General features: G+C 40.0%; 21 protein-coding genes and 1 tRNA gene. 2 read left to right on the top strand and 20 right to left on the bottom strand.

Annotation, left to right across the window (positions count from 1 at the left end; genetic code table 11):
* Nucleotides 1–491: 491 nt before the first annotated feature.
* The gene (metK, locus tag QRD39_RS08165) at nt 492–1,685 is read right to left on the bottom strand and encodes a methionine adenosyltransferase (RefSeq protein WP_285956192.1); all 1,194 of its coding nucleotides are present in this window, start codon (nt 1,683–1,685) and stop codon (nt 492–494) included.
* Nucleotides 1,686–1,963: 278 nt separating this feature from the next.
* Here metK and birA point away from each other — a divergent pair, with 278 nt between their 5' ends.
* Complete coding sequence (birA, locus tag QRD39_RS08170; RefSeq protein WP_008534480.1) at nt 1,964–2,902, top strand: bifunctional biotin--[acetyl-CoA-carboxylase] ligase/biotin operon repressor BirA; 939 nt, start codon at nt 1,964–1,966, stop codon at nt 2,900–2,902.
* Here birA and QRD39_RS08175 read toward each other — a convergent pair.
* The 4 genes from QRD39_RS08175 to miaA all read right to left on the bottom strand — a co-directional run bounded on the left by QRD39_RS08175 (nt 2,889) and on the right by miaA (nt 6,443).
* A complete protein-coding gene (locus tag QRD39_RS08175; protein ID WP_008534478.1) occupies nt 2,889–3,074 on the bottom strand; it encodes a DUF3272 family protein in 186 nt (61 codons plus the stop codon). The genes birA and QRD39_RS08175 overlap by 14 nt on opposite strands.
* A gap of 266 nt (nt 3,075–3,340) precedes the next feature.
* On the bottom strand, nt 3,341–4,999 hold the full coding sequence (dnaX, locus tag QRD39_RS08180) for a DNA polymerase III subunit gamma/tau (protein WP_285956193.1): 1,659 nt from the start codon (nt 4,997–4,999) through the stop codon (nt 3,341–3,343).
* The gene (locus QRD39_RS08185) at nt 4,999–5,499 is read right to left on the bottom strand and encodes a GAF domain-containing protein (RefSeq protein ID WP_008534474.1); all 501 of its coding nucleotides are present in this window, start codon (nt 5,497–5,499) and stop codon (nt 4,999–5,001) included. The genes dnaX and QRD39_RS08185 overlap by 1 nt, the downstream gene beginning before the upstream one ends.
* Before the next feature lie 50 nt (nt 5,500–5,549).
* Entirely contained in the window at nt 5,550–6,443 is an 894-nt protein-coding gene (miaA, locus tag QRD39_RS08190; RefSeq protein WP_008534472.1) for a tRNA (adenosine(37)-N6)-dimethylallyltransferase MiaA, read from the bottom strand.
* A gap of 75 nt (nt 6,444–6,518) precedes the next feature.
* Between miaA and QRD39_RS08195 the strand changes: the two genes are divergently transcribed.
* On the top strand, nt 6,519–6,695 hold the full coding sequence (locus QRD39_RS08195; protein ID WP_003092510.1) for a DUF3042 family protein: 177 nt from the start codon (nt 6,519–6,521) through the stop codon (nt 6,693–6,695).
* A gap of 378 nt (nt 6,696–7,073) precedes the next feature.
* Here the strand turns inward: QRD39_RS08195 and QRD39_RS08200 are convergent, their stop codons facing one another.
* From QRD39_RS08200 to QRD39_RS08270, 15 genes are all read right to left on the bottom strand, one after another.
* Nucleotides 7,074–7,562 carry a hypothetical protein gene (locus QRD39_RS08200; RefSeq protein ID WP_008534467.1) on the bottom strand — a complete coding sequence of 163 codons (489 nt, stop codon included), beginning with the start codon at nt 7,560–7,562 and terminating at the stop codon, nt 7,074–7,076.
* Nucleotides 7,563–7,962: 400 nt separating this feature from the next.
* A tRNA-Arg gene (locus QRD39_RS08205) sits at nt 7,963–8,034 on the bottom strand.
* A 50-nt stretch (nt 8,035–8,084) separates the two neighbouring features.
* Nucleotides 8,085–8,432 carry a 50S ribosomal protein L19 gene (rplS, locus tag QRD39_RS08210; protein ID WP_002883489.1) on the bottom strand — a complete coding sequence of 116 codons (348 nt, stop codon included), beginning with the start codon at nt 8,430–8,432 and terminating at the stop codon, nt 8,085–8,087.
* Nucleotides 8,433–8,558: 126 nt separating this feature from the next.
* The gene (locus QRD39_RS08215; RefSeq protein WP_285956194.1) at nt 8,559–9,785 is read right to left on the bottom strand and encodes a voltage-gated chloride channel family protein; all 1,227 of its coding nucleotides are present in this window, start codon (nt 9,783–9,785) and stop codon (nt 8,559–8,561) included.
* Nucleotides 9,786–9,794: 9 nt separating this feature from the next.
* Nucleotides 9,795–10,067, bottom strand: coding sequence for a chorismate mutase (locus QRD39_RS08220; protein WP_285956195.1), 273 nt, complete (start codon nt 10,065–10,067; stop codon nt 9,795–9,797).
* Nucleotides 10,068–10,141: 74 nt separating this feature from the next.
* A complete protein-coding gene (locus tag QRD39_RS08225) occupies nt 10,142–11,677 on the bottom strand; it encodes a ClC family H(+)/Cl(-) exchange transporter (RefSeq protein ID WP_285956196.1) in 1,536 nt (511 codons plus the stop codon).
* Between the two features lie 51 nt (nt 11,678–11,728).
* Complete coding sequence (locus tag QRD39_RS08230) at nt 11,729–12,172, bottom strand: flavodoxin (RefSeq protein ID WP_002888085.1); 444 nt, start codon at nt 12,170–12,172, stop codon at nt 11,729–11,731.
* 368 nt (nt 12,173–12,540) lie between these two features.
* Nucleotides 12,541–12,912, bottom strand: a complete 372-nt coding sequence (locus tag QRD39_RS08235; protein WP_285956197.1) for a hypothetical protein — start codon at nt 12,910–12,912, stop codon at nt 12,541–12,543.
* Nucleotides 12,913–12,923: 11 nt separating this feature from the next.
* Complete coding sequence (locus QRD39_RS08240; RefSeq protein ID WP_008534461.1) at nt 12,924–13,643, bottom strand: matrixin family metalloprotease; 720 nt, start codon at nt 13,641–13,643, stop codon at nt 12,924–12,926.
* Nucleotides 13,644–13,762: 119 nt separating this feature from the next.
* The gene (locus QRD39_RS08245; RefSeq protein WP_285956198.1) at nt 13,763–14,545 is read right to left on the bottom strand and encodes an alpha/beta hydrolase; all 783 of its coding nucleotides are present in this window, start codon (nt 14,543–14,545) and stop codon (nt 13,763–13,765) included.
* A 124-nt stretch (nt 14,546–14,669) separates the two neighbouring features.
* Nucleotides 14,670–16,331, bottom strand: coding sequence for a ribonuclease J (locus QRD39_RS08250; RefSeq protein WP_060934318.1), 1,662 nt, complete (start codon nt 16,329–16,331; stop codon nt 14,670–14,672).
* A gap of 179 nt (nt 16,332–16,510) precedes the next feature.
* Nucleotides 16,511–17,269 (bottom strand): ABC transporter ATP-binding protein, encoded by a 759-nt coding sequence (locus QRD39_RS08255; RefSeq protein WP_285956199.1) that lies wholly within the window; start codon nt 17,267–17,269, stop codon nt 16,511–16,513.
* On the bottom strand, nt 17,266–18,135 hold the full coding sequence (locus tag QRD39_RS08260; protein ID WP_002888096.1) for an ABC transporter permease: 870 nt from the start codon (nt 18,133–18,135) through the stop codon (nt 17,266–17,268). Before QRD39_RS08260 ends, QRD39_RS08255 begins: the two co-directional genes overlap by 4 nt.
* 9 nt (nt 18,136–18,144) lie before the next feature.
* Nucleotides 18,145–19,146, bottom strand: coding sequence for a tryptophan ABC transporter substrate-binding protein (gene trpX / locus QRD39_RS08265; RefSeq protein WP_008534454.1), 1,002 nt, complete (start codon nt 19,144–19,146; stop codon nt 18,145–18,147).
* A 124-nt stretch (nt 19,147–19,270) separates the two neighbouring features.
* Nucleotides 19,271–19,492: a DUF4649 family protein gene (locus tag QRD39_RS08270; RefSeq protein WP_008534453.1), complete on the bottom strand. Its 222-nt coding sequence runs from the start codon at nt 19,490–19,492 to the stop codon at nt 19,271–19,273.
* Between the last annotated feature and the right edge of the window lie 31 nt (nt 19,493–19,523).

The following is a 19,523-nucleotide window of genomic DNA, read 5'->3' on the forward strand; positions in this document are numbered from 1 at the left end:
AGCAGTATTGCTAATTTACATATATTTCATAAAAACTTCTCCCCATTTTAAAGAGCGTCCCCTTTACTTACGCTCTATCCCTATCTTACAAATCAAAATATCGGTATGATAACCCTATACCATATCAACTAGTACCAAGTACCAACATGTAATCGTTAAATACTCTCCCCAAAAGAGTCAATAGATTACAAACAAGTTGGCTTTAAGTTACTACTACCAATATTCCCCATTCATATAGACGCTATAATTATAACATGTTATTTTTATTTCTCAACCTTTTTTTCAATTTTTTATTATTTTAATGTATGTGACAACCATTATAATGAAGTCGTTTGAATTAAACGTTCCTACTTAACAAATACTAATCAAATGATATTTATCTATATTTTAATAAATAATAATTAAACAGGCTTTTGTATTTAAATGGCTTTGCACATAAAAAAATCAGAATTCCTATTAAAATTCTGATTTTTTATTTCTAATTCTATTTCTTACTGATTGACAGCTTCTTTCAACGCTTCAACCTTGTCCAATTTTTCCCACGGAAGATCAATATCTGTACGTCCCATGTGACCATAAGCCGCTGTTTGACGGTAGATTGGACGCTTAAGGTCAAGCATTTGAATGATACCAGCAGGTCGCAAGTCAAAGAGATCACGGACAGCAGCTTCGAGTTTGCTTTCAGCAACTGTCGCCGTTCCAAAGGTATCAACACGGACAGAAACTGGGTTAGCCACACCAATAGCATAAGCCAATTGTACTTCTGCTTTCTTAGCAAGACCAGCAGCTACGATGTTTTTAGCAATATAGCGAGCGGCATATGAAGCTGAGCGGTCAACCTTAGTAGCATCCTTACCAGAAAAGGCACCACCACCGTGTCTTGAGTAACCACCATAAGTATCAACAATAATCTTACGACCAGTCAAACCAGAATCCCCTTGAGGACCACCGATTACAAAACGGCCTGTTGGGTTGATAAAGAATTTGGTCTCATCATCCAAGTATTCTGCTGGAATAACTGTCTTAATGACTTTTTCAATAACATCTTGACGAATTTGATCGTTAGTTGCTTCAGGATCATGTTGTGTTGAAATAACGACTGTATCGACACGTACTGGTTGGTCATTTTCATCATACTCAACAGTAACCTGAGACTTAGCATCTGGACGAAGGTAAGAAATTTCACCAGATTTACGCAAATCCGCCAATTTTTTAACCAATTTATGTGAAAGGCTAACTGGAAGTGGCATCAACTCTGGAGTTTCATCAATAGCGAAACCAAACATCAAACCTTGGTCTCCTGCTCCAATAAGATCAAGTGGATCTTGATCACCAGTTTCACGCACTTCAAGTGCTTCATTGACACCTTGAGCAATATCAGGAGATTGTTCAATCAATGATGGGTGAACCCCAACAGATTCTGCTGCAAAGCCGTATTCTGCATTGTTATAACCAATTTCTGCGATAGTATCACGAACCACTCGGTTAATGTCCACATAGGCATTTGTTGAAACTTCACCAAAAACATGGACTGAGCCAGTGTAGACAGCTGTTTCCGCTGCGACGTGTGCATCTGGATCTTCTGCTAAAATCGCATCAAGAATGGCATCTGAAATTTGGTCTGCAATTTTATCTGGATGCCCTTCAGATACTGATTCAGACGTGAAAAGTTTACGTTCTGACATATAAAATGTCCCCCTTTTAATATGAATAAATAATATCAGACAAAGCAAATCACATCGCCTTCTGATAGAAAAAACGCTGACTCTACTATGAGTCTTACGCCGTTAAAAAGTTACAAAGAACCAACAGCCAAGCTAGGATGACTGCTGCCTTATCGGGACTTAATAACTAAATTCCATTATAACACGTTTTTCTTGTCTAGTCATATAGTTATTAATTATCAAGACTTATCATTATCTTATAGCAAGCATTTTAGGGTATTTTAGAGTATACTTAAGATATGAAAACTTATGAACGTGTTTATGAAATATTAGCAAAGAGTCCTGATTTTGTTACTGGAGAAAACCTCGCTAAAGAACTTGGTATCTCACGAACAGCCATTTGGAAGGCTATTCAGACCCTTCAGAATCAAGGAATCGTCATTACAAGTGTCCGAAAAAAAGGCTACCGCCTAGAAAAAGGTGATATCCTTCTTCCACAAGACATTTCAGACCAGCTCAACTTTCCTGTCTACTTAAATCCAGATTCCACTTCTACCCAACTTGATGCTAAACATGGTATGGAAAGACAAGACCCTGTTCCTGCCCTTTATCTCGCTCCTAACCAAGGATCAGCCAAGGGACGCTTTGAACGTCACTTTTATACAACCCCTCACGGTGGTATCTATATGAGTATTCATCTTAAACCAAACTGTCATTATACTGAGTTACCACCTTATACCATGATGGTAGCGGCTGCCATTGTCAAAGCCATTCAGCGACTTACAGGCGTAGATACAGACATCAAATGGGTCAACGATATCTATCTGAACAACAAAAAAATGGCCGGTGTTCTTACCGAAGCCATTAGCTCTATCGAATCTGGTCGCATCACAGATGTCATCATCGGGGTTGGGCTTAACTTCTCAATCAGTGATTTTCCTGAAGAGTTAGCTACGAAAGCAACCAGTCTTTTTAATTCTGAAAAACCAAGCATCACTCGGAACCAGCTCATTTCGGAAATTTGGAAGCTCTTTTTAACTATTCCAACTGCGGACTTGGTCAAAGTCTATAAAGAAAAGTCCCTCGTTTTAGATAAACAAGTGACTTTTGAACAAGCTGGAAAATCTTATACTGGTATTGCCAAAGAAATTGGAGACAAGGGACAACTCCTGGTCCTTACTGACGACGGTCAGAGAAAATGGCTGACCGCAGGCGAAGTTAGCCTTACTTCTTGGTAGACTTATTAGCTGCACGTGCAATACGTGAAACAATATAAGTGGTCCAAAGACGACGTAAGAGTAGATAACCAAAAAAGGCTGTAAAAAAATAATTTCCATGCTGTAAACTGTAATTAAAACAAACCGTTTCAAAGATAGTTTCAAGCGTTATAAACAATATTTGTTGTATCATACGTCCATTATATCAGATAAGCAGAGCCTAGTACAAGTAAACTAGGCTCTTTTCATTTTTACAACTGCTGGAGAGTAAGATATATTGGTTGACGCTTCAAATGTATGAGCAAAATTTTAGCTTTCTCATTTCTAGGCTCGGACCTAAAAAGGGCCACTGGACCTTCATCGCTTTCTCATTTCTGGGCTCGGACCTAAAAAGGGCCACTGGACCTTCATCGCTTTCTCATTTCTGGGCTCAGACCTAAAAAGGTCCACTGGACCTTTTTAGTCCTCTATTTCTACCACATCAGAGAGAAACTCAAGTTCTTTTGGGATGTACTCTTCACGATCTTCTTTTTCTAATTCTTCCTTGGATTTTAGGCTTCGTGCGAATTCTGTGCGAAGTTTTTCAAATTCTGCTTTTGGAACAGCCATGATATTAGGTGAAAAACCAGCCGCTGAACTCATGATATTTCCAAAAATAGCGTTAAGATCACTACGTTTCATCACCTGCTCAGCATTAAAAGCCGCATTAAAAGCCAGAATCGCATTTTCTTGGTTGGCAAGAACAGGTTCTGAACCATTCAAAAGCGCTCTATATTGTGGACTGATTGAATCCAAAATTTCAGACCAAGTTGCCTTAAGGGCATCCAAACATTGTCGTGACTTTTGTGGATTTTCCATAGTCTCACGCATGATAGTCAGTATTTTCTCAGAGTCAACCTTATACTGGTAGGTTGGTTTTGCCTTTCGAGTTGGCGCTGCTAGTCCTTGTCCCTGACTTTGACCTTCCTTGAGAGCCTTACGAAGTTCCTCTACCTCATGACGAAGACTATCTAACTCTTCTTGTAAATTTTCTGGGATTTCTTGTGTGACTTGTGCATATGTCTCAGACAGTTTAATCGTCAGCATCTCCGCATAAATTTTGGGATGGGTTCCTGTCTTAATTTGGGGTAAGGCGGTTGTCACGGTATCAATCATTTGAAAAAGGTGGTCTTGTCCTAAGGATAAATTTTCTTCAAAAAGAGGACTATGGTGACTATTTTCACCACCTGCTTGGACAATAAGGAGATCACGGAAATACTCCAAGAGATCAGTCGCAAAACGACTCATGGATTTACCATTATCAAAGAGTGTTTCAAGATTTGATAGGGCTCGTGAGGTTTCCTGATTACGAACATTAGCAACAAAACTATCCAAGGCAGTCAGACCGATAGAACCTGTGATTTCTTCCGCAACAGCTTGACTGACATTATTGTCTGAAGAAAGGCTCAATGCCTGATCTAAAATCGAAAGGGCATCACGCATACCACCCTCTGCACGACGGGCAATGATGGTCAAAGCCTCGTCATCAAAGGTCATCCCCTCTTTCTTAAGAATTGAAGCCAAGTGTTCCTTTATAGCAGCTTGCTTAATAGCCTTAAATTCAAAACGTTGGACACGAGACAAGATTGTAGCTGGAATCTTGTGTAACTCAGTGGTCGCAAGAATGAAAACCACATTTTCAGTGGGTTCCTCCAAGGTCTTCAAAAGCGCATTAAAGGCACCTGTCGACAGCATGTGCACCTCGTCAATGATATAGACCTTGTAAGTGGCACGACTTGGGGCGTAGGTTGATTTGTCACGGATTTCACGAATCTCGTCCACACCGTTATTGGAAGCCGCATCAATCTCAATGACATCTTCGAGACTGCCGTTAGTAATATCACGACAAATATCACAATGGTTACATGGCTCACCATTGACCTGATTAGGGCAATTCATTGCTTTAGCAAAAATTTTTGCTGCACTGGTCTTACCAGTACCACGTGGACCAGAAAAGAGATAGGCATGGCTGATTTTTCCTGACTCTACCGCCTGTCTTAGCGTGGTTGAAATCACCTTTTGGCCAACCATCTCGCCAAAAGTTTGACTACGGTATTTACGATATAAGGCTTGATACATTAGTTAACCTCAAACATTGCAAAAGTAAGATTTGTTTTTTCAAGTAGGACTTTGACAAACTGTTCAAGATAGTCTTGATCAACGTCATCGTAGTCTCCTACTTGGTGAGAATCCAAATCAAGGACACCAACTAATTTACCATCCTTAACCATGGGAACAACAATCTCACTTCGAGCAGCAGAATCACAAGCAATGTAATTAGCATGTTTGGTGACGTCCTCTACAATTAAAGTCCTATTTTCAGCTGCTGACTGACCGCAAACACCTTTTTCCAGAGCAATGTGTACACAAGACACTTTACCTTGAAATGGTCCAAGGATTAACTCATTTTTGACATTATCCATCAGATAAAAGCCTGTAAATACTGAGTTGGGCAAAGTCGTATTCAAGAGAGCCGAAGCATTGGCGAAGTTGGCCAGAGCGTTATCTTCATTAGCAAAAAGTGCTTCTGCCTGGGCAATCATTATTTCATAAGCTGAATTTTTTTCTTCTTTAGTCATAGTTATTATTATAGCAAAGATAGGTATTTAAAACTAGGAACCACCTACTCCTATCCTTCCCTTTCATTTAAAAATAAAGCAAGATCTTGAATCACATTTTCAGGATAATCTGGACTAGAAATCTGATAAAACTTAACCGTCATACGATTTCTGAACCAGGTTAATTGGCGTTTAGCAAATCGACGGGTATTTTGCTTGAGCTTTTCTAAGGCCTCATCTAAAGTTTGTTTCCCAGAAAAATAAGGGAATAACTCCTTGTAGCCAATTCCACGCGCCGACTGGGCCTCAGGATAATTATCATAAAGCCACTTAGCCTCTTCTAAAAGCCCAAGTTCAACCATCTTGTCAACACGAGTATTAATACGTTTATAAATCAGAGAGCGCTCATCGTCTAATCCGATAATAAAAGGATCAAAAGTCGTCTCTGTATTTTCAGGATTATCAGAAAAGCGATGCAACTCAAGAGCCCTAATGGCACGACGACGATTAATCTCCTTGATTTCTATACCTAAACTATCGATCTGCTCAAAAAGTTCCAAATCAGAAAGTTGCTCTAACTCAGAGCGATAGGCTAACACCTGAACTTGATCCACTTGACCACCCAGATGATAACCTTCAAGAAGACTTTGCAAATAGAGGCCTGTACCACCAACAATAATAGGAAGTTTGCCACGTTTGACAATATCAGTAATGGCAATTTGCGCCTCAGTCACAAAATCATAGGCTGAATAAGATTCATCAACATCACGGACATCAATCAGATGGTGAACTGCCGCTGCCTGTTCTTGAGGAGTAGCCTTTGCAGTCCCTATATTTAATTGGCGGTAAACCTGTTGGCTATCCCCTGAAATAATTTCGCCATTAAAACGCTGGGCCAACTCTATTCCAAGTGCCGTTTTCCCCACAGCGGTAGGGCCAGCCACTACAATAAGTTTGGTTTTCATAATGTTTTCACTTGCTATTCTAGATATTTTTTTAGATAATATAAGCATATTATAACATATACGGAGGATAGTCTCATGGCTAAAAAACATTCATTTGCTAAAGGTCTTGCTACTGGCGTTCTCGGAACTGCTGCTACTGTTGCAGGTGCCGTTTTCGCAGTTAAAAAAACAATTATCGAACCAGAAGAAAAGAAATTGGCTTTCATCGAAGAAAACCGTAAAAAAGCAGCTCGCCGTCGCGTAAGCCGCTAATAGTTAGGACCAGGGAAACCTGGTTTTTTTATTGAAGAGAGAGATTTCTTTTTCGCAAGTTAGCTGGTGTGATAACCACAGTCAAGAAAAAACTAAAGAAAATCTCAATAGTTTTTTAAGTTGCAGAATGAAATAAAAACACAATCCGCAATTAGTTTTGACCCTTTTCTATTTCAATTTCTAAACTAGATAAAACAATATCTTCTCCAAACTTCCAATCGCCTGTTATTAAAAATATCAGGCCTTTTTATCACAATAAAATGTCCTCAGAAAAGTTTATTTCATACATCAAAAATGATTATTTCTTATTCTTTTCCTATCATCTTTTCTTTAAAACGCAATAAAAAAGCCTCTTTTAAAGAGACTCATTAAACCAGTTTACTTATTGTTATTTAAAGCTTCAATAACTCGGTCAGTATTTGCTGTCACATTTGTATTATTGTAACGATGTTGAATTAGACTTTCAATTGTTTCTTTGCAAGACAAAAGTTTTGACTTTTCAAAAACAACAACACTCAATACATGTGCACCTCCAGAAGTTAGATTCAAAATCAAAAGAGTCTGGAATGCACTTAATACTGTCAAAATGCCATAAGCAGCTAGGATTAATCCTCCTAAAATAGATGAACCCATCATATTAAAGCCAACTAGAGCAAAGATAATTCCCCATGCAAAAGATTTAAAATCTAATCTGAATGAGTCATCAACACTTGAGATATGATCCACTGGAATCGTTTTATTCTGTGCTCCAAGAGGAATAACTTTCAAAATAGTGTTAGGGTTTGATGTCTTGATAAAATCTCCTTCAAGTGCTACAGATGCTTTGAGATAAAATGTTAGATACGAAGTGATGAAGGTTTGTTTCACAATAATCTCCTTTTTCTATAAAAAATTACAAGATTATTATATATATATATATATTGTCAAGACCTTACTAAAAAGTTACTTCATAAATTCAAAATAATCCCTTACCTAACGTTAGTAATGAAAATGAACTTATATTGAAACTTTCCACTGTGATGAAAACGCCTGAAACTCAATTAAGTTTCAGGTGTTCGGAAGTTTGGAGACCTAAGGCTCAAAACTTAGTCATGGAACTTCTTTGAAGTTCGCTGACGTCCGTCATCACCTAAGGAAAGTTTCAAATGAAGACTTTGTCTTCAAATCTAAACACCTATCTCGCAACAGGTGTTAATCAACTTTAAATAAAATTTGGGGCAGAATGTGGACAAAACGCTTTAAAACCGCATGGTTAAAGGCTAAAAAATGTCCCCTGCCGGAATCGAACCAGCAACGACTCCTTAGGAGGGAGTTGTTATATCCATTTAACTAAGAGGACTTATGAAAAAATCTGCCACGAGGACAGATTTTTTTGTTGAAATCTGTAAATTATTTACGGATTTCTTTGATACGTGCAGCTTTACCTTGCAAAGCACGCAAGTAGTAAAGTTTAGCACGGCGGACTTTACCGTAGCGTACAACTTCAATCTTTTCAACACGTGGAGTGTGGATTGGGAAAGTACGTTCTACACCGATACCGCTTGAGATTTTACGAACTGTGTACATTTCTGAGATCCCTTGACCTTTGCGTGAAATAACTACACCTTCAAAGATCTGGATACGTTCGCGAGTTCCTTCGACAACTTTCGCGTGAACGCGAACTGTGTCACCAGGACGGAATGATGGGATGTCAGTACGAAGTTGACCTTCTGTCAAACTTTGGATCAATGGATTCATTTTATATACTCCTATCTTACTAATCTTAAGAGCTACCTTTGTGTCCCAGCGGATTAGCCGTTATTTTTGTGCGTCCATTACACACTCTTAGTATCTTATCAAAAAATTACTCGCTTGTCTAGTATCTTATTGCATTTCAAGCATTTTTTGTTGACCATAAATACTAGTCTTATGATTGATGAGATAGGCAAATGCCATAACAATCACATAAGGAAGGACGTTAGCTGGTCCAAAGACTTCAACACCAATAAAAATGGGTGCTAAGAGGGTATTGGTACTACTACCAAAGACAGACAGATAGCCAAGACCTGCTACAAGTGGAATTGGAAGGCCTAGAACTGGTGCTAAAACTGCACCAAGACTTGCTCCAATGGCAAATAAGGGAGTCACTTCTCCTCCTTGGAAACCAAGAGATAGGGTGAAAACGGTCAAGAGTAATTTCAAAAGCCAGTCCCATGAGTAGATGGTCCCACCATTAACACTAAGAGCAATCACATTTGTTCCAAGTCCTGTATAACGGCCTTTCCACAAAATTAAGAGTAGAGCTGTTAACACGATACTTCCCAAAAGAACACGATAGTAAGGATTTGGGAGAATCGTTGCAACCTTCTTTTTAGCCAATGACAACAAATAGGCAAAAAGGTTTCCAGCCAAACCAAAGGCCAGACCTAAAAGAGCTAATTTAATGAAAGTTTCAAGGTCTATCGCCAGACCGTTAGCTACAAAATGGCTAAATTTTTCGAGACCTAAGAGGTGACTGGTAGTACTAGCAACAAACGAAGCTATTAGAGTCGGTATCAAGACTGGAAGGCTTAACTGACCTAAGGTTAAAACTTCGAGGGCGAAAAAAGTCGCAGCAATTGGTGTTTGAAAGAGCCCTCCAAAACCAGCAGCCATCCCCATTGTCAAGCATAGTCGTGAAGCGTTAGGTATCTTAAAGTAACGACTAAAAGCATGGGAAACTGTGGCACCAAGTTGTACTGCTACCCCTTCACGACCTGCCGAACCTCCAAAAAGATGGGTCAGCCACGTTGTCACTGTCACAAGTGGGATTAATCTTAAAGGAACCTGCTTCTCCTCATTGTGACCAACCTTAAAAATTAAGCCCATTCCTTGTGCTGCTTTGCCTGCAAACCTTTGGTATAGGTAAACAATCAAAAGCCCCGCAATAGGAAGCGCTGGAACTAGATAAAAGAGATGGTAGTCCCGATATTCTGAAAGTCCTATAAGAACACGACCAAAAATAGCATCAATCAGTCCAACTATCACTCCTAGAAAGACAGCATAGAGACTCAAGATCACTAGATTGGAGTATGAGAGACCTTGACTCTCACTTAATTGTCTAATTTTCATCCTAGTAGCCTACTTTCCTTCAAGCTTACCTGCTTGATAAGTGCGCGAATGTTTCATAATATCTGCAAAGCTAGCTACGATAGACTTTTGGTACTCAGGATTTACGACACTATCTGCTACCTTACTTAACAAGGCTTTCTCACGCTCTGGGTCATAAATTGCCTTTCCGGTGCTTTGTTTATAAGCACTTACTTGAGTTACTAATTTCATACGTTCTTCCAACAGAGCTACAATGTCTTTATCGATAGCATCTATCTGTTGGCGAATCTCATTTAAGTCCATGATGACCTCCTTTTGTTCTATCCATTATAACAAAAATGACTTGAGGACAAAAGAGTCTCAAGTCATTGAATTTGCTAGTTAAACAGTTTTCTAATCTGACTGATATGACTTTCATCTGCAACCAGATATAAAGTAGCTCCAGCCTTTAATTGCGTATCCCCATGAACGATTTCAGATTGGTCCTTATATATCTGAGTTGTAATCAAAACCCCTTCAGGCAAAGTTAAATCCTTAACCAGACGCCCCGCAAGATTGTCCTTAACAGGTAAATCAATCATAGTTGGTGTTTTGTCTACTTTCTTTGGTGTGTGAGCAATCAAATCATGAAGCATAGCTTCATAAACAGGCTCTCCTCCCATAAAATCCATAATCAGATAGGCTATCAAGGTAACTACTCCAATAGTCATCAACTGGTTAAGATTACCGACCATCTCAGTCACCAATATCATAGCCGTAAGTGGAGCCTTAGATACTGCACCAAAATAACCAGCCATACCCAGGACAATAAAAACAGGAAACTGATCAGGATGTATGAGTCCTAGATTTTCAAAACCTACCGCAAATACAGCTCCCGAAAGAGCACCTAAGGTCAAAATCGGAAGGAAAATGCCACCAGGAAATCCTGAACCAAAGGACAACATACTCCAAATGAATCTAATTGCCAAGTAAAGAATTGCTACGGTTAAAACAGGTCGCAGACCATCTAAGGCTAAAATCAAGGCGTTCCCACCACCGAGAAGATTTGGGAAATAAAGACCCACTGGAATGATAAGAAGCACTGTCAAAAGACCATGAAAATGTGGGGGTAGATGGAACATTTTTCCCAAAACTTGGTAAACTTTGCCAATACGTAAAACGACCCACTCGTAGCCATATCCAAGAACTCCCAGAAATATTCCTAAAAGCAATAGAATCCAATAATCCTTAAGTGGAAAGAAAGGTAATTTCTCTGTCATGGCTAGGACTGGTTCCTGTCCAAAGACACGTAAGGAAACAGCATTAGCCACTAAAGATGCTGTTAAGGCGCTAACCCAAACATGTCGGTAGAAATGGTGGTAAACTTCTTCAACAACAAACAAGAGTCCGGCAATAGGGGCATTGAAGGCTGCTGACAAACCCGCGGCAGCCCCAGCAGCAATCAAGACACGCTGATCACGGGCTGAAAGTTTAAGGCCTTTGGACAAACCTTTCGCTGTCATAGCTCCTAACTGAATACTCGGTCCTTCACGTCCCAACATCAGACCCATTGAAATGCCAAGAACACCACCTAGGAATTTACGCCATAAAACAGACCACCAAGACGGATGTAAGAGCCCCATCAGTTCCCCTTCAACATGGGGAATACCTGAACCTTTAATATCTTTTTCTTGTTTTATGAGATAACCAATCAAAATGGCAAAGACCAAATTGACAAAGACAATTCCTAAAATAAGAACTGGTTTGCGTAGGGCGTCTTGGTAAATAGATACCGAGATTTGGGCCCCTTTAGCAATTAACCAACGAAAGAGGCTAACGACTGCACCTGCAGCTACACCGACCAAGAGCCCTCGCCAAACAGACCAAAGAAGATGTTGAGATTGCGTCCTAAAATCTCTTTCTATTTCATTCATAAAAACTCCAAATTTGACTACAATAAAAGCAGAAATAACTCTGCTTGTTCCCTATGCTAATGCCTCTGAAATTTTTTCAGCGAAAGCTTCTAAGTTCTCGATATCTTCATCTTCAGCAGAGAGATCAACTTTTACACTGTCCGCACCTTTAGTCGCACCTGTAAAAGTAAATTGATTTTCAAACTCATCTACTGAATGACAGAAATAATCGTAGAAGGTATCTCCTGAACCTACAACACCGAAAATCTTACCTGACAAGTCAAGGTCAGCCAAATCTTCGTAAAAGTCAACGATTTCATCCGGCAACTCTCCATCACCATAAGTGTAAGTTGCAACAATACAGATATCCGCATCTTCAAAATCAGCGGCATCAACCGTTGTACACTCGTCTACATCAACAGTGTGACCCAATTCTTCCAATTTTTTGGCAACAATATCTGCGATTTCTTCCGTGTTACCGGTCATACTGGCATAAACGATTTTTGCTAAAGCCATAATGTCCTCCAAATTAATAAATTAGCTATATTATACCATATTTTTAAAGAAAATGAACGGGCTAATGAATCAAAAAACTGCCCTGATGGGCAGTTTTAAATTGACATTAACTCTTCTTTTTAGACTTTTCTTAGGTGAGTGCGGACGCTAGCGACTTCCTTCGGAATTCCATAGCTAAGTTTTGAGCCTAGTGTCTCAAAACTTCCGAGTGCCTAAAGCTTTTAAACTTTAGGCACTTTTCTCACAACGAAAAGTCTTGGCTACAGCTCGTTCTGAAATTATTAAAGGAACTATCTCATTTCATCTACAGAAAATAGTCTATATTTTGATAGCCAAATCACTTGTTAGAGGAAACTAAAACTGCCCTACTAGGACAGTTTCAAATTTTGTAATAATTCAAAGTGTCGGTAGACTAACCATAGGCCGACACCAATTAACAGAATAAAAATCACTGCTCTCATCAAACCTCTAAGAAAGGTCACAAGCCAAGTTAGAAGCATGGAAATAATCAACCAAGTCCAACCCGAGGTACCGTATAGGGTTTGAATACTCTCCATAGAATGACGAGTCACTATTTTAAGCCAGTCGGGAATATAGAGCCAAATACCATCTCCTGACAAGCCTAAGCGGTGTGCAATCATAGTTCCCGTTGTTTGCAACCAGGTAAAGACCCCGGTATTAAATAGAAAGAGAAAGGTCTGCATGGGATAACGTCTAGCAAGGCGTTTTAAAAAATGCAATACAAACCTCCTTAATTAGCATAAAGAGCATGAACCCGATCAATATCGGTCTGTTGAATACCGTAATAAGACCCTGCTGACTGCATGACTGAAGCCCTAGAATCATCGTGGTCTAAGCCAATGGCATGGCCCAATTCATGTTCAGCTGTATTGACAATACGTTTATGGGTATAGCCGAAATCAGGGTTCAAAAGGAAATAACGATTGAGTTTGACTTCCACATGGGTAATCCGATTGGTCACAACATTGGTCTGACTATCTGCTAGACCCGCTGCCTGTGAGTTAGCATCCGAATAGTCTGTCGCTACGATGTCAGCTTTTGAGGCATCATCTGTAAAGGTAAAGATAAAAGCACCTGTATTATTCCAATTTGTGATAGCCTCCTTATATGCAGCGACCATGGTTTCATCAGTAGACTGAATATAGATGCTGGCTGTATTTTGTGCCCATCTTGCCCCATTTGACTCAGGGATAGTATCTGTCGTTGAGAGATTGGAGACTGATTTTTCAACATCACTGGTACTGTTACCACTAAAACCTAACTCAACTTGTCGAAAGGCTTGATTAATATTGGTAGCTAGTGTGCTTTGAGAGTTGTTTGCATAATAGATAAGTCCGTAACCAACTAAGGCTAGGATAAGGGCAAGTTTAAATAGGCCCCAAATGAGATTCCAAATAAATTGTAAAATGAGTTTGGGAATACGGTAGATTACTCTAACGAATTTTTTCATTATTGAGCCTCCTTTTCGAAGCTTCCCCTAGTATATCAAGCTCTAATAGTTCTGACAAGTAAAAAATATAAGTTTAAGCTTTTATCATCTCTTTGACAAGATGTTACAAGATTGACCCATTAAGACAAACGTTCTTCTTTAACGTAATCAATTGGCAACCATTCTAGGTAAGCTTCCAATTGTTTTTCCCAATAATACCATTCATGTCTTCCATGGTCTGTATGGTAGTTGATATCTAAGCCAAGAGCCTTCAAATCAGCAACTGCTTGATCTTGAGAATCAAAAAGGAAATCCTCCAGTCCACACCAAGCAAAGAATTTGGTTTTCTTGTCATGTTGTTTAGCTAGATTCACCAGTTTGTGTTGCGCAATGTCTTTTCCTTTCAAGTCGCCAAAAACACCTTGCCAGTATGCCTTAGACTCACTGGTCTCATCTGTCATTATCTCTGCTGATAAACCAAGAGCACCCGAGAATGAACCTGCACAAGCAAAATGATTGGTCGTTAAGGCTAGTTTGAAAGAACCATAGCCACCCATAGAAAGCCCAGCGATAAAAGTCTTTTCACGCTTTTTCGTCATACTTGGGAAGAAACGCTGCATGACTTGTGGAAGCTCCTTGGCAATGGCATCGTAATAGCGAACTCCATAATTCGTATTGGTATACCATCCATTTTCAGAATTAGGCATAATGACGATGATGTTGGTTTTTCGAAGAAGGCGCTGTATATTGGTACGGAAAGCCCAAGAATTATGGTTTCCCCCCATGCCATGAAGGAGATAAAGCACTGGAATATCCGTATCGCTTTCGGTTTCTGCAATTTGATCACGGTCTGGATAAATGACATCTACTTGGCGGTACTGTCCTAGAACGTCAGATGAATATTCAATTTGAAAAAAAGCCATTTGTCTTTTCCTTTCTTAATGATAGAAAAGCTGGGTCAACCCAGCTTTTGCTTTTTCAAAACAGTCTTATAAGACTTCCTAATATCAATGAATGTAAGTAACACACTCAGACGATAATCATTGATTAACGTACTTCCATAACGACTGGAAGAATTGCTGGGCGACGTTTGGTTTGGTCAAAGAGGAACTTAGCGACATCATCACGAACAGCACTTTTAAGTTCTCCCCAATCAAAACTATCTCCTGCCAAGTAATTTTCAACAGTCGCATTGACAATATCAGCAGACTCACGCAGAATGTCACGACTCTTCTTAACATAGACGAATCCACGTGTATTCACACGCGCCTTAGAAACAATCTTGCGCTCCTTCTTGTTAACCGTGATGGCTACGATAAAGATACCATCTTCAGACAAGACCTTACGGTCACGAAGGACGATATTCCCAACATCACCGATAGCATTACCATCAATCATAACATCACCAGCTGGGACAGCTCCTTCATGAAGGAAACCTTGTTCCTCAGACAAGTGCATGATATCACCACGTTTGACAATGTAGATATTCTCAGGAAGAAGACCAACTTCCAAAGCCAATTCGGCATGAGCTTGAAGGTCACGATACTCACCTTGGATAGGGAATAGATACTGTGGGCGAAGAAGGTTAATCATGAGTTGAAGTTCACGGGCGTTGGCATGGCCAGACACTCGCAGACTTTGCGTAATCATCTTAACAGAACCACCAGCCTTATAAATAGCATTGTTGACACGTGCTACTATTGCTTCTTTGGCGATACTTGGTGTGGTTACGATATAAACCAAATCGCCTTCTTTTATTTGAACGTAGCGGTGACGACCAACAGCCATCTTTTGAAGGCCATCAATAGGTTCACCCATACGACCATTTTCAAGGATAATCAACTCGTGATCTTCAAACTTGTCCATATCTTTAGGTTTGACAATCAGTTTTTCATGATTAACGGTCAATTTTTTAAGACGTATGGCTGTACGGACAATATTTTCAACGTCAAAACCAGTAAGGACAACACGACGTCCATGGTCAGCTGCTGAGTCAAAGACTTGTTGGATACGAACCAAGTTTGAGGCAACAGCAGCAATAATCACACGGCCTTCAGCATCGGCAATCACATGGTCCATTTCTTGACCAACTTCAGCTTCAGACGCTGTTTGTTCAGTGCTTGTCGCATTCGCTGAGTCAGACAATAGAGCCAAAACGCCATCACGACCGATTTCAGCCAAACGTCCCAAATCAGTTTTGTAGTAAGGACGGGCTGCTTGGTCAAATTTGAAGTCCCCAGTATAGACGATATTGCCTTGGTCTGTACCAATAACAACACCCATTGATTCTGGGATAGAGTGGGTTGTCTTGAAGAATGAGACTACTGCATCTTCAAATTCAATTTCAGTTTCTGCATCAATAACATGGAAGTTATTGAATTTCTTAACGCCAGCATTTTTCACAAATAGCTTAGCCAACTCAATAGTGAGTGATGATCCAAAGACTGGTGCCTTAACTTCTTGCAAGATATAAGGTAGGGCTCCAATAGCGTCGGCATGTCCATGCGTCAAGAAAATCCCTTGAATACGGTCTCTATTTTCAATCAAGTAGTCTAAGTTAGGGATGACAAAGTCAACACCCAGTTGTTCATTTTCAGGATACTTTAGACCAGCATCCAAAATAAAGATAGAGTCGTTAACCTCAACAATATAGAGGTTTTTAGCATTTTCACGGACTCCACCTAGGGCAATAATTTTAATATCGCTCATGCTTGTTTTTCTCCTTTTTAGTTTGACTCTCTTCTAGAGCCTATTTTTACAGACGGTCCAAGAAGCTGAACGTTCGAGCGAACAGTCTTCTTGTCGATTTACAGGCCACAACAAAAAGTTGCATACCCTTTAAGTATACAACTTTTTGGCTTATTTTACAATTTAGAGTCAGGCTAGACCTACTCGAACATAGCGTAGTAGTCTGTGATATCCAATTGACCTTTTTCTTCCTTAGTGAGGTCTTTAATGATTTGACCATCCTTCATTACAATTAGACGATTTCCGTATTTTAGGGCATCTTCCATATGGTGAGTAATCATCAAGGCGGTCAAGTGGTCACCCGTTACAAACTCATCAGTCAACTCCATAAGAGCCACGCTGGTCTTGGGATCCAGGGCTGCGGTATGTTCGTCTAAGAGCAAGAGCTCAGGACGTTTAAGGGTCGCCATTAATAGGCTGAGGGCTTGGCGTTGACCACCTGATAGAAGACCTGCTGGTGTTTCTAAGTGTTTTTCCAGACCATTACTGATCCGTTCAATCAGACCTTGAAATTCCTCTGTGTAGAGATGAATTTGGCGTGATTTAAGGCCTCGTTTTTCGCCACGGTATTTGGCAATCAAAAGGTTTTCCGCAACGGTCATACGAGGAGCTGTTCCCATTTTAGGATCTTGGAAAACACGTGAGAGGTACTTGGCACGCTTCTCAGCAGGAAGAGCCGTAACATCCTCACCCATGATAAAAATCTGACCACTGGTCAACATGAGGGTTCCTGCAATGACATTAAAGAGGGTTGATTTTCCGGCACCATTTCCACCGAGAATAGTAATAAAATCACCTTCCCTAATAGTGAGATTAACATGGTCCAGAATTGTTTTTTCGGTGTCAAAACCGTTATTAACCTTAACAGTCGCATCTTTGAGTTCTACAATTGCTGTCATCGTGATAAGGTCACCCCCTTAAAGAATTTTCGGCGTAGGACAGGCGAAATCAAGCAGAGGGCAAGAACAATCGCACTGAAGAGTTTGAGGTAGTTGGTGTTAAAGCCAAGAGCAATAACGCCAGTCAAGAGGAATTGGTAGAGGATTGAACCAATACAGATGGCAATCAAGCGTTCCAACAAGGTCAAGTTGGTCGCATACAAGACCTCACCAATAATAATGCTGGCAAGTCCGATAACGATAACTCCAATCCCTTTAGAAACGTCGGCATACCCGTCCTGTTGACTGATCAAGGCGCCTGAGAGAGCAATAATACCATTTGAGATGACAAGTCCCATCACTTCCATATTGTCTGTGTTAATACCAAAAGATTTAGCCATGTCTCGATTATCACCAGTAGCAATATAGGCTTGCCCTAGGCGTGTGTTAAGAAAGACGATCAAGGCAGCAATGACTATGGTTACGGCTAAGAGACCAACAATCAAGAGGTTGTAATCCTTACTGAAAGGAAGTAAATCTTGGATTGTTTTAATATCAAGAAGACCAAGATTGGCTCTTCCCATAATCATAAGCATGACTGAATTAAGTGAGGTCATAACCAAAATCCCTGCCAAGATAGTAGGGATTTCACCCTTAGTATAGAGGAGACCAGTCACAAGTCCAGCACCACATCCAGCCAGGACAGCAACCAAGGTCGCAAGAATGGGGTTCCAACCAAAATTCATAAGGGTTACTGCTACTGCCCCACCTAGTGGGAAAGAACCTTCTGTTGTCAAATCAGGAAAATCCAAGATACGAAAGGTCATGTAAATCCCAAGACCAAGGATTCCGTATAGAAGCCCCTGATAAATAGATGAAATAATCATAAGTCCTCCTTATTTATCAGCCTTGACAGCAATGTCTGACTGCTTAAGCACATTTTCAGGGATAGTGATGTTGAGGTCTTGAGCTACTTTGAGGTTGAGGGTCGGTGTTCCATCATCAATCACATCAACTGGGACATCCTTCACTTTTTTACCTTTAAGAACCTTAACAGCACTACGGGCTGTGGCTTTTCCAAGCTCATATTGGCTTTGAGCAACTGAAGCCAGACCGCCTTCTTTAACCATAGTATCAACAGTCGTATAAACTGGAATCTTAGCTTGGTTTGCTTGGGAAACAACTGTAGAAAAGGCTGAGGCAATGGTATTATCCTGAGGTGTCCAAATAGCATCTACCTTACCAGTCATGACTGACATGGTTGTGTTGATTTCATTGGTTGATGGGACGGCATATTCAACCACATTTAAACCATCTTTTTCAGCGTATTTCTTAAAGCTTTCAACCTGTGATTTGGAGTTATCCTCACTAGAAGCATAGAGAATACCAATGGTTTTGGCATTTGGCGTCAAGGACTTAACCAACTCCACTGTTTGTTTAATAGGCACTTGATTGGATGTACCCGTAACATTGCCTTCTGGATGTTTAAGGTTTTTAACCAATTTGGCCCCAACAGGGTCTGAGATAGCTCCCATAATGACTGGAATATCCTTGGTAGCTGCCGCTAGACCTTGTGCTGCTGGTGTAGCAATACCGATAACGACGTCATTCTTGTCATTAACCAATTGTTTAGACATGGTTTGAATTTTAGATTGGTCCCCTTCAGCATTTAATAAGGTGATTTGAACCTTGTCTCCCTTATAACCAGCTTCTTTAAGACCATCTTCGACACCTTTTTCAATTTGATCCAAGGCCTCGTGCGTCACGAACTGGAGGATTCCAACTTTGACAACTCTATTAGCATTTTGATGTTCTTTTTTGAAAAGATCTGTGCCAATAGAACCGAGCGTCAAGATAGCTAAGAAAACCAAAGTCCAAATTAAACGCTTGTTTTTCATATTTATCTCCTTCTATAAATTCTTCTTTTCTATTGTAAGTCATTTTCAGTCAATTAGCAATATTCTTAATTTATAAAAATTGTCTTGTAGAAAAAAAGAACCGGAACACAATGTCCGATTCTGTTTATTGGTATTGACTTAAGTCTAGCTTCATTATGTAGAAATAGAGTTCACCGTAAGGTCCCTTAAAGTCAATATCATGACCATTAATAGTTACCTTGGTTACTGGTGTTGAATCAGGAAGTTCAATCCAACAGGCCTGCTGCGCTCGTACAAACTCATTGTAATTTTCATAAGAAACATGTTTTTCTTGCTTAGCTGTATTTAGATAAGTGACTTCAATCATAGATAGACCTCCTTTATTTAACTTCTAGCTT

It is taken from the genome of Streptococcus raffinosi, from assembly GCF_030284685.1.
Classification (GTDB): Bacteria; Bacillota; Bacilli; order Lactobacillales; family Streptococcaceae; genus Streptococcus; species Streptococcus raffinosi.

Excerpts from the sequence above, each read along its gene's own strand:
- metK (WP_285956192.1), bottom strand. The coding sequence starts at position 1,685 with ATGTCAGAACGTAAACTTTTCACGTCTGAATCAGTATCTGAAGGGCAT.
- birA (WP_008534480.1), top strand. The coding sequence starts at position 1,964 with ATGAAAACTTATGAACGTGTTTATGAAATATTAGCAAAGAGTCCTGAT.
- QRD39_RS08175 (WP_008534478.1), bottom strand. The coding sequence starts at position 3,074 with ATGATACAACAAATATTGTTTATAACGCTTGAAACTATCTTTGAAACG.
- dnaX (WP_285956193.1), bottom strand. The coding sequence starts at position 4,999 with ATGTATCAAGCCTTATATCGTAAATACCGTAGTCAAACTTTTGGCGAG.
- QRD39_RS08185 (WP_008534474.1), bottom strand. The coding sequence starts at position 5,499 with ATGACTAAAGAAGAAAAAAATTCAGCTTATGAAATAATGATTGCCCAG.
- miaA (WP_008534472.1), bottom strand. The coding sequence starts at position 6,443 with ATGAAAACCAAACTTATTGTAGTGGCTGGCCCTACCGCTGTGGGGAAA.
- QRD39_RS08195 (WP_003092510.1), top strand. The coding sequence starts at position 6,519 with ATGGCTAAAAAACATTCATTTGCTAAAGGTCTTGCTACTGGCGTTCTC.
- rplS (WP_002883489.1), bottom strand. The coding sequence starts at position 8,432 with ATGAATCCATTGATCCAAAGTTTGACAGAAGGTCAACTTCGTACTGAC.
- QRD39_RS08215 (WP_285956194.1), bottom strand. The coding sequence starts at position 9,785 with ATGAAAATTAGACAATTAAGTGAGAGTCAAGGTCTCTCATACTCCAAT.
- QRD39_RS08220 (WP_285956195.1), bottom strand. The coding sequence starts at position 10,067 with ATGGACTTAAATGAGATTCGCCAACAGATAGATGCTATCGATAAAGAC.
- QRD39_RS08225 (WP_285956196.1), bottom strand. The coding sequence starts at position 11,677 with ATGAATGAAATAGAAAGAGATTTTAGGACGCAATCTCAACATCTTCTT.
- QRD39_RS08230 (WP_002888085.1), bottom strand. The coding sequence starts at position 12,172 with ATGGCTTTAGCAAAAATCGTTTATGCCAGTATGACCGGTAACACGGAA.
- QRD39_RS08240 (WP_008534461.1), bottom strand. The coding sequence starts at position 13,643 with ATGAAAAAATTCGTTAGAGTAATCTACCGTATTCCCAAACTCATTTTA.
- QRD39_RS08245 (WP_285956198.1), bottom strand. The coding sequence starts at position 14,545 with ATGGCTTTTTTTCAAATTGAATATTCATCTGACGTTCTAGGACAGTAC.
- QRD39_RS08250 (WP_060934318.1), bottom strand. The coding sequence starts at position 16,331 with ATGAGCGATATTAAAATTATTGCCCTAGGTGGAGTCCGTGAAAATGCT.
- QRD39_RS08255 (WP_285956199.1), bottom strand. The coding sequence starts at position 17,269 with ATGACAGCAATTGTAGAACTCAAAGATGCGACTGTTAAGGTTAATAAC.
- QRD39_RS08260 (WP_002888096.1), bottom strand. The coding sequence starts at position 18,135 with ATGATTATTTCATCTATTTATCAGGGGCTTCTATACGGAATCCTTGGT.
- trpX (WP_008534454.1), bottom strand. The coding sequence starts at position 19,146 with ATGAAAAACAAGCGTTTAATTTGGACTTTGGTTTTCTTAGCTATCTTG.
- QRD39_RS08270 (WP_008534453.1), bottom strand. The coding sequence starts at position 19,492 with ATGATTGAAGTCACTTATCTAAATACAGCTAAGCAAGAAAAACATGTT.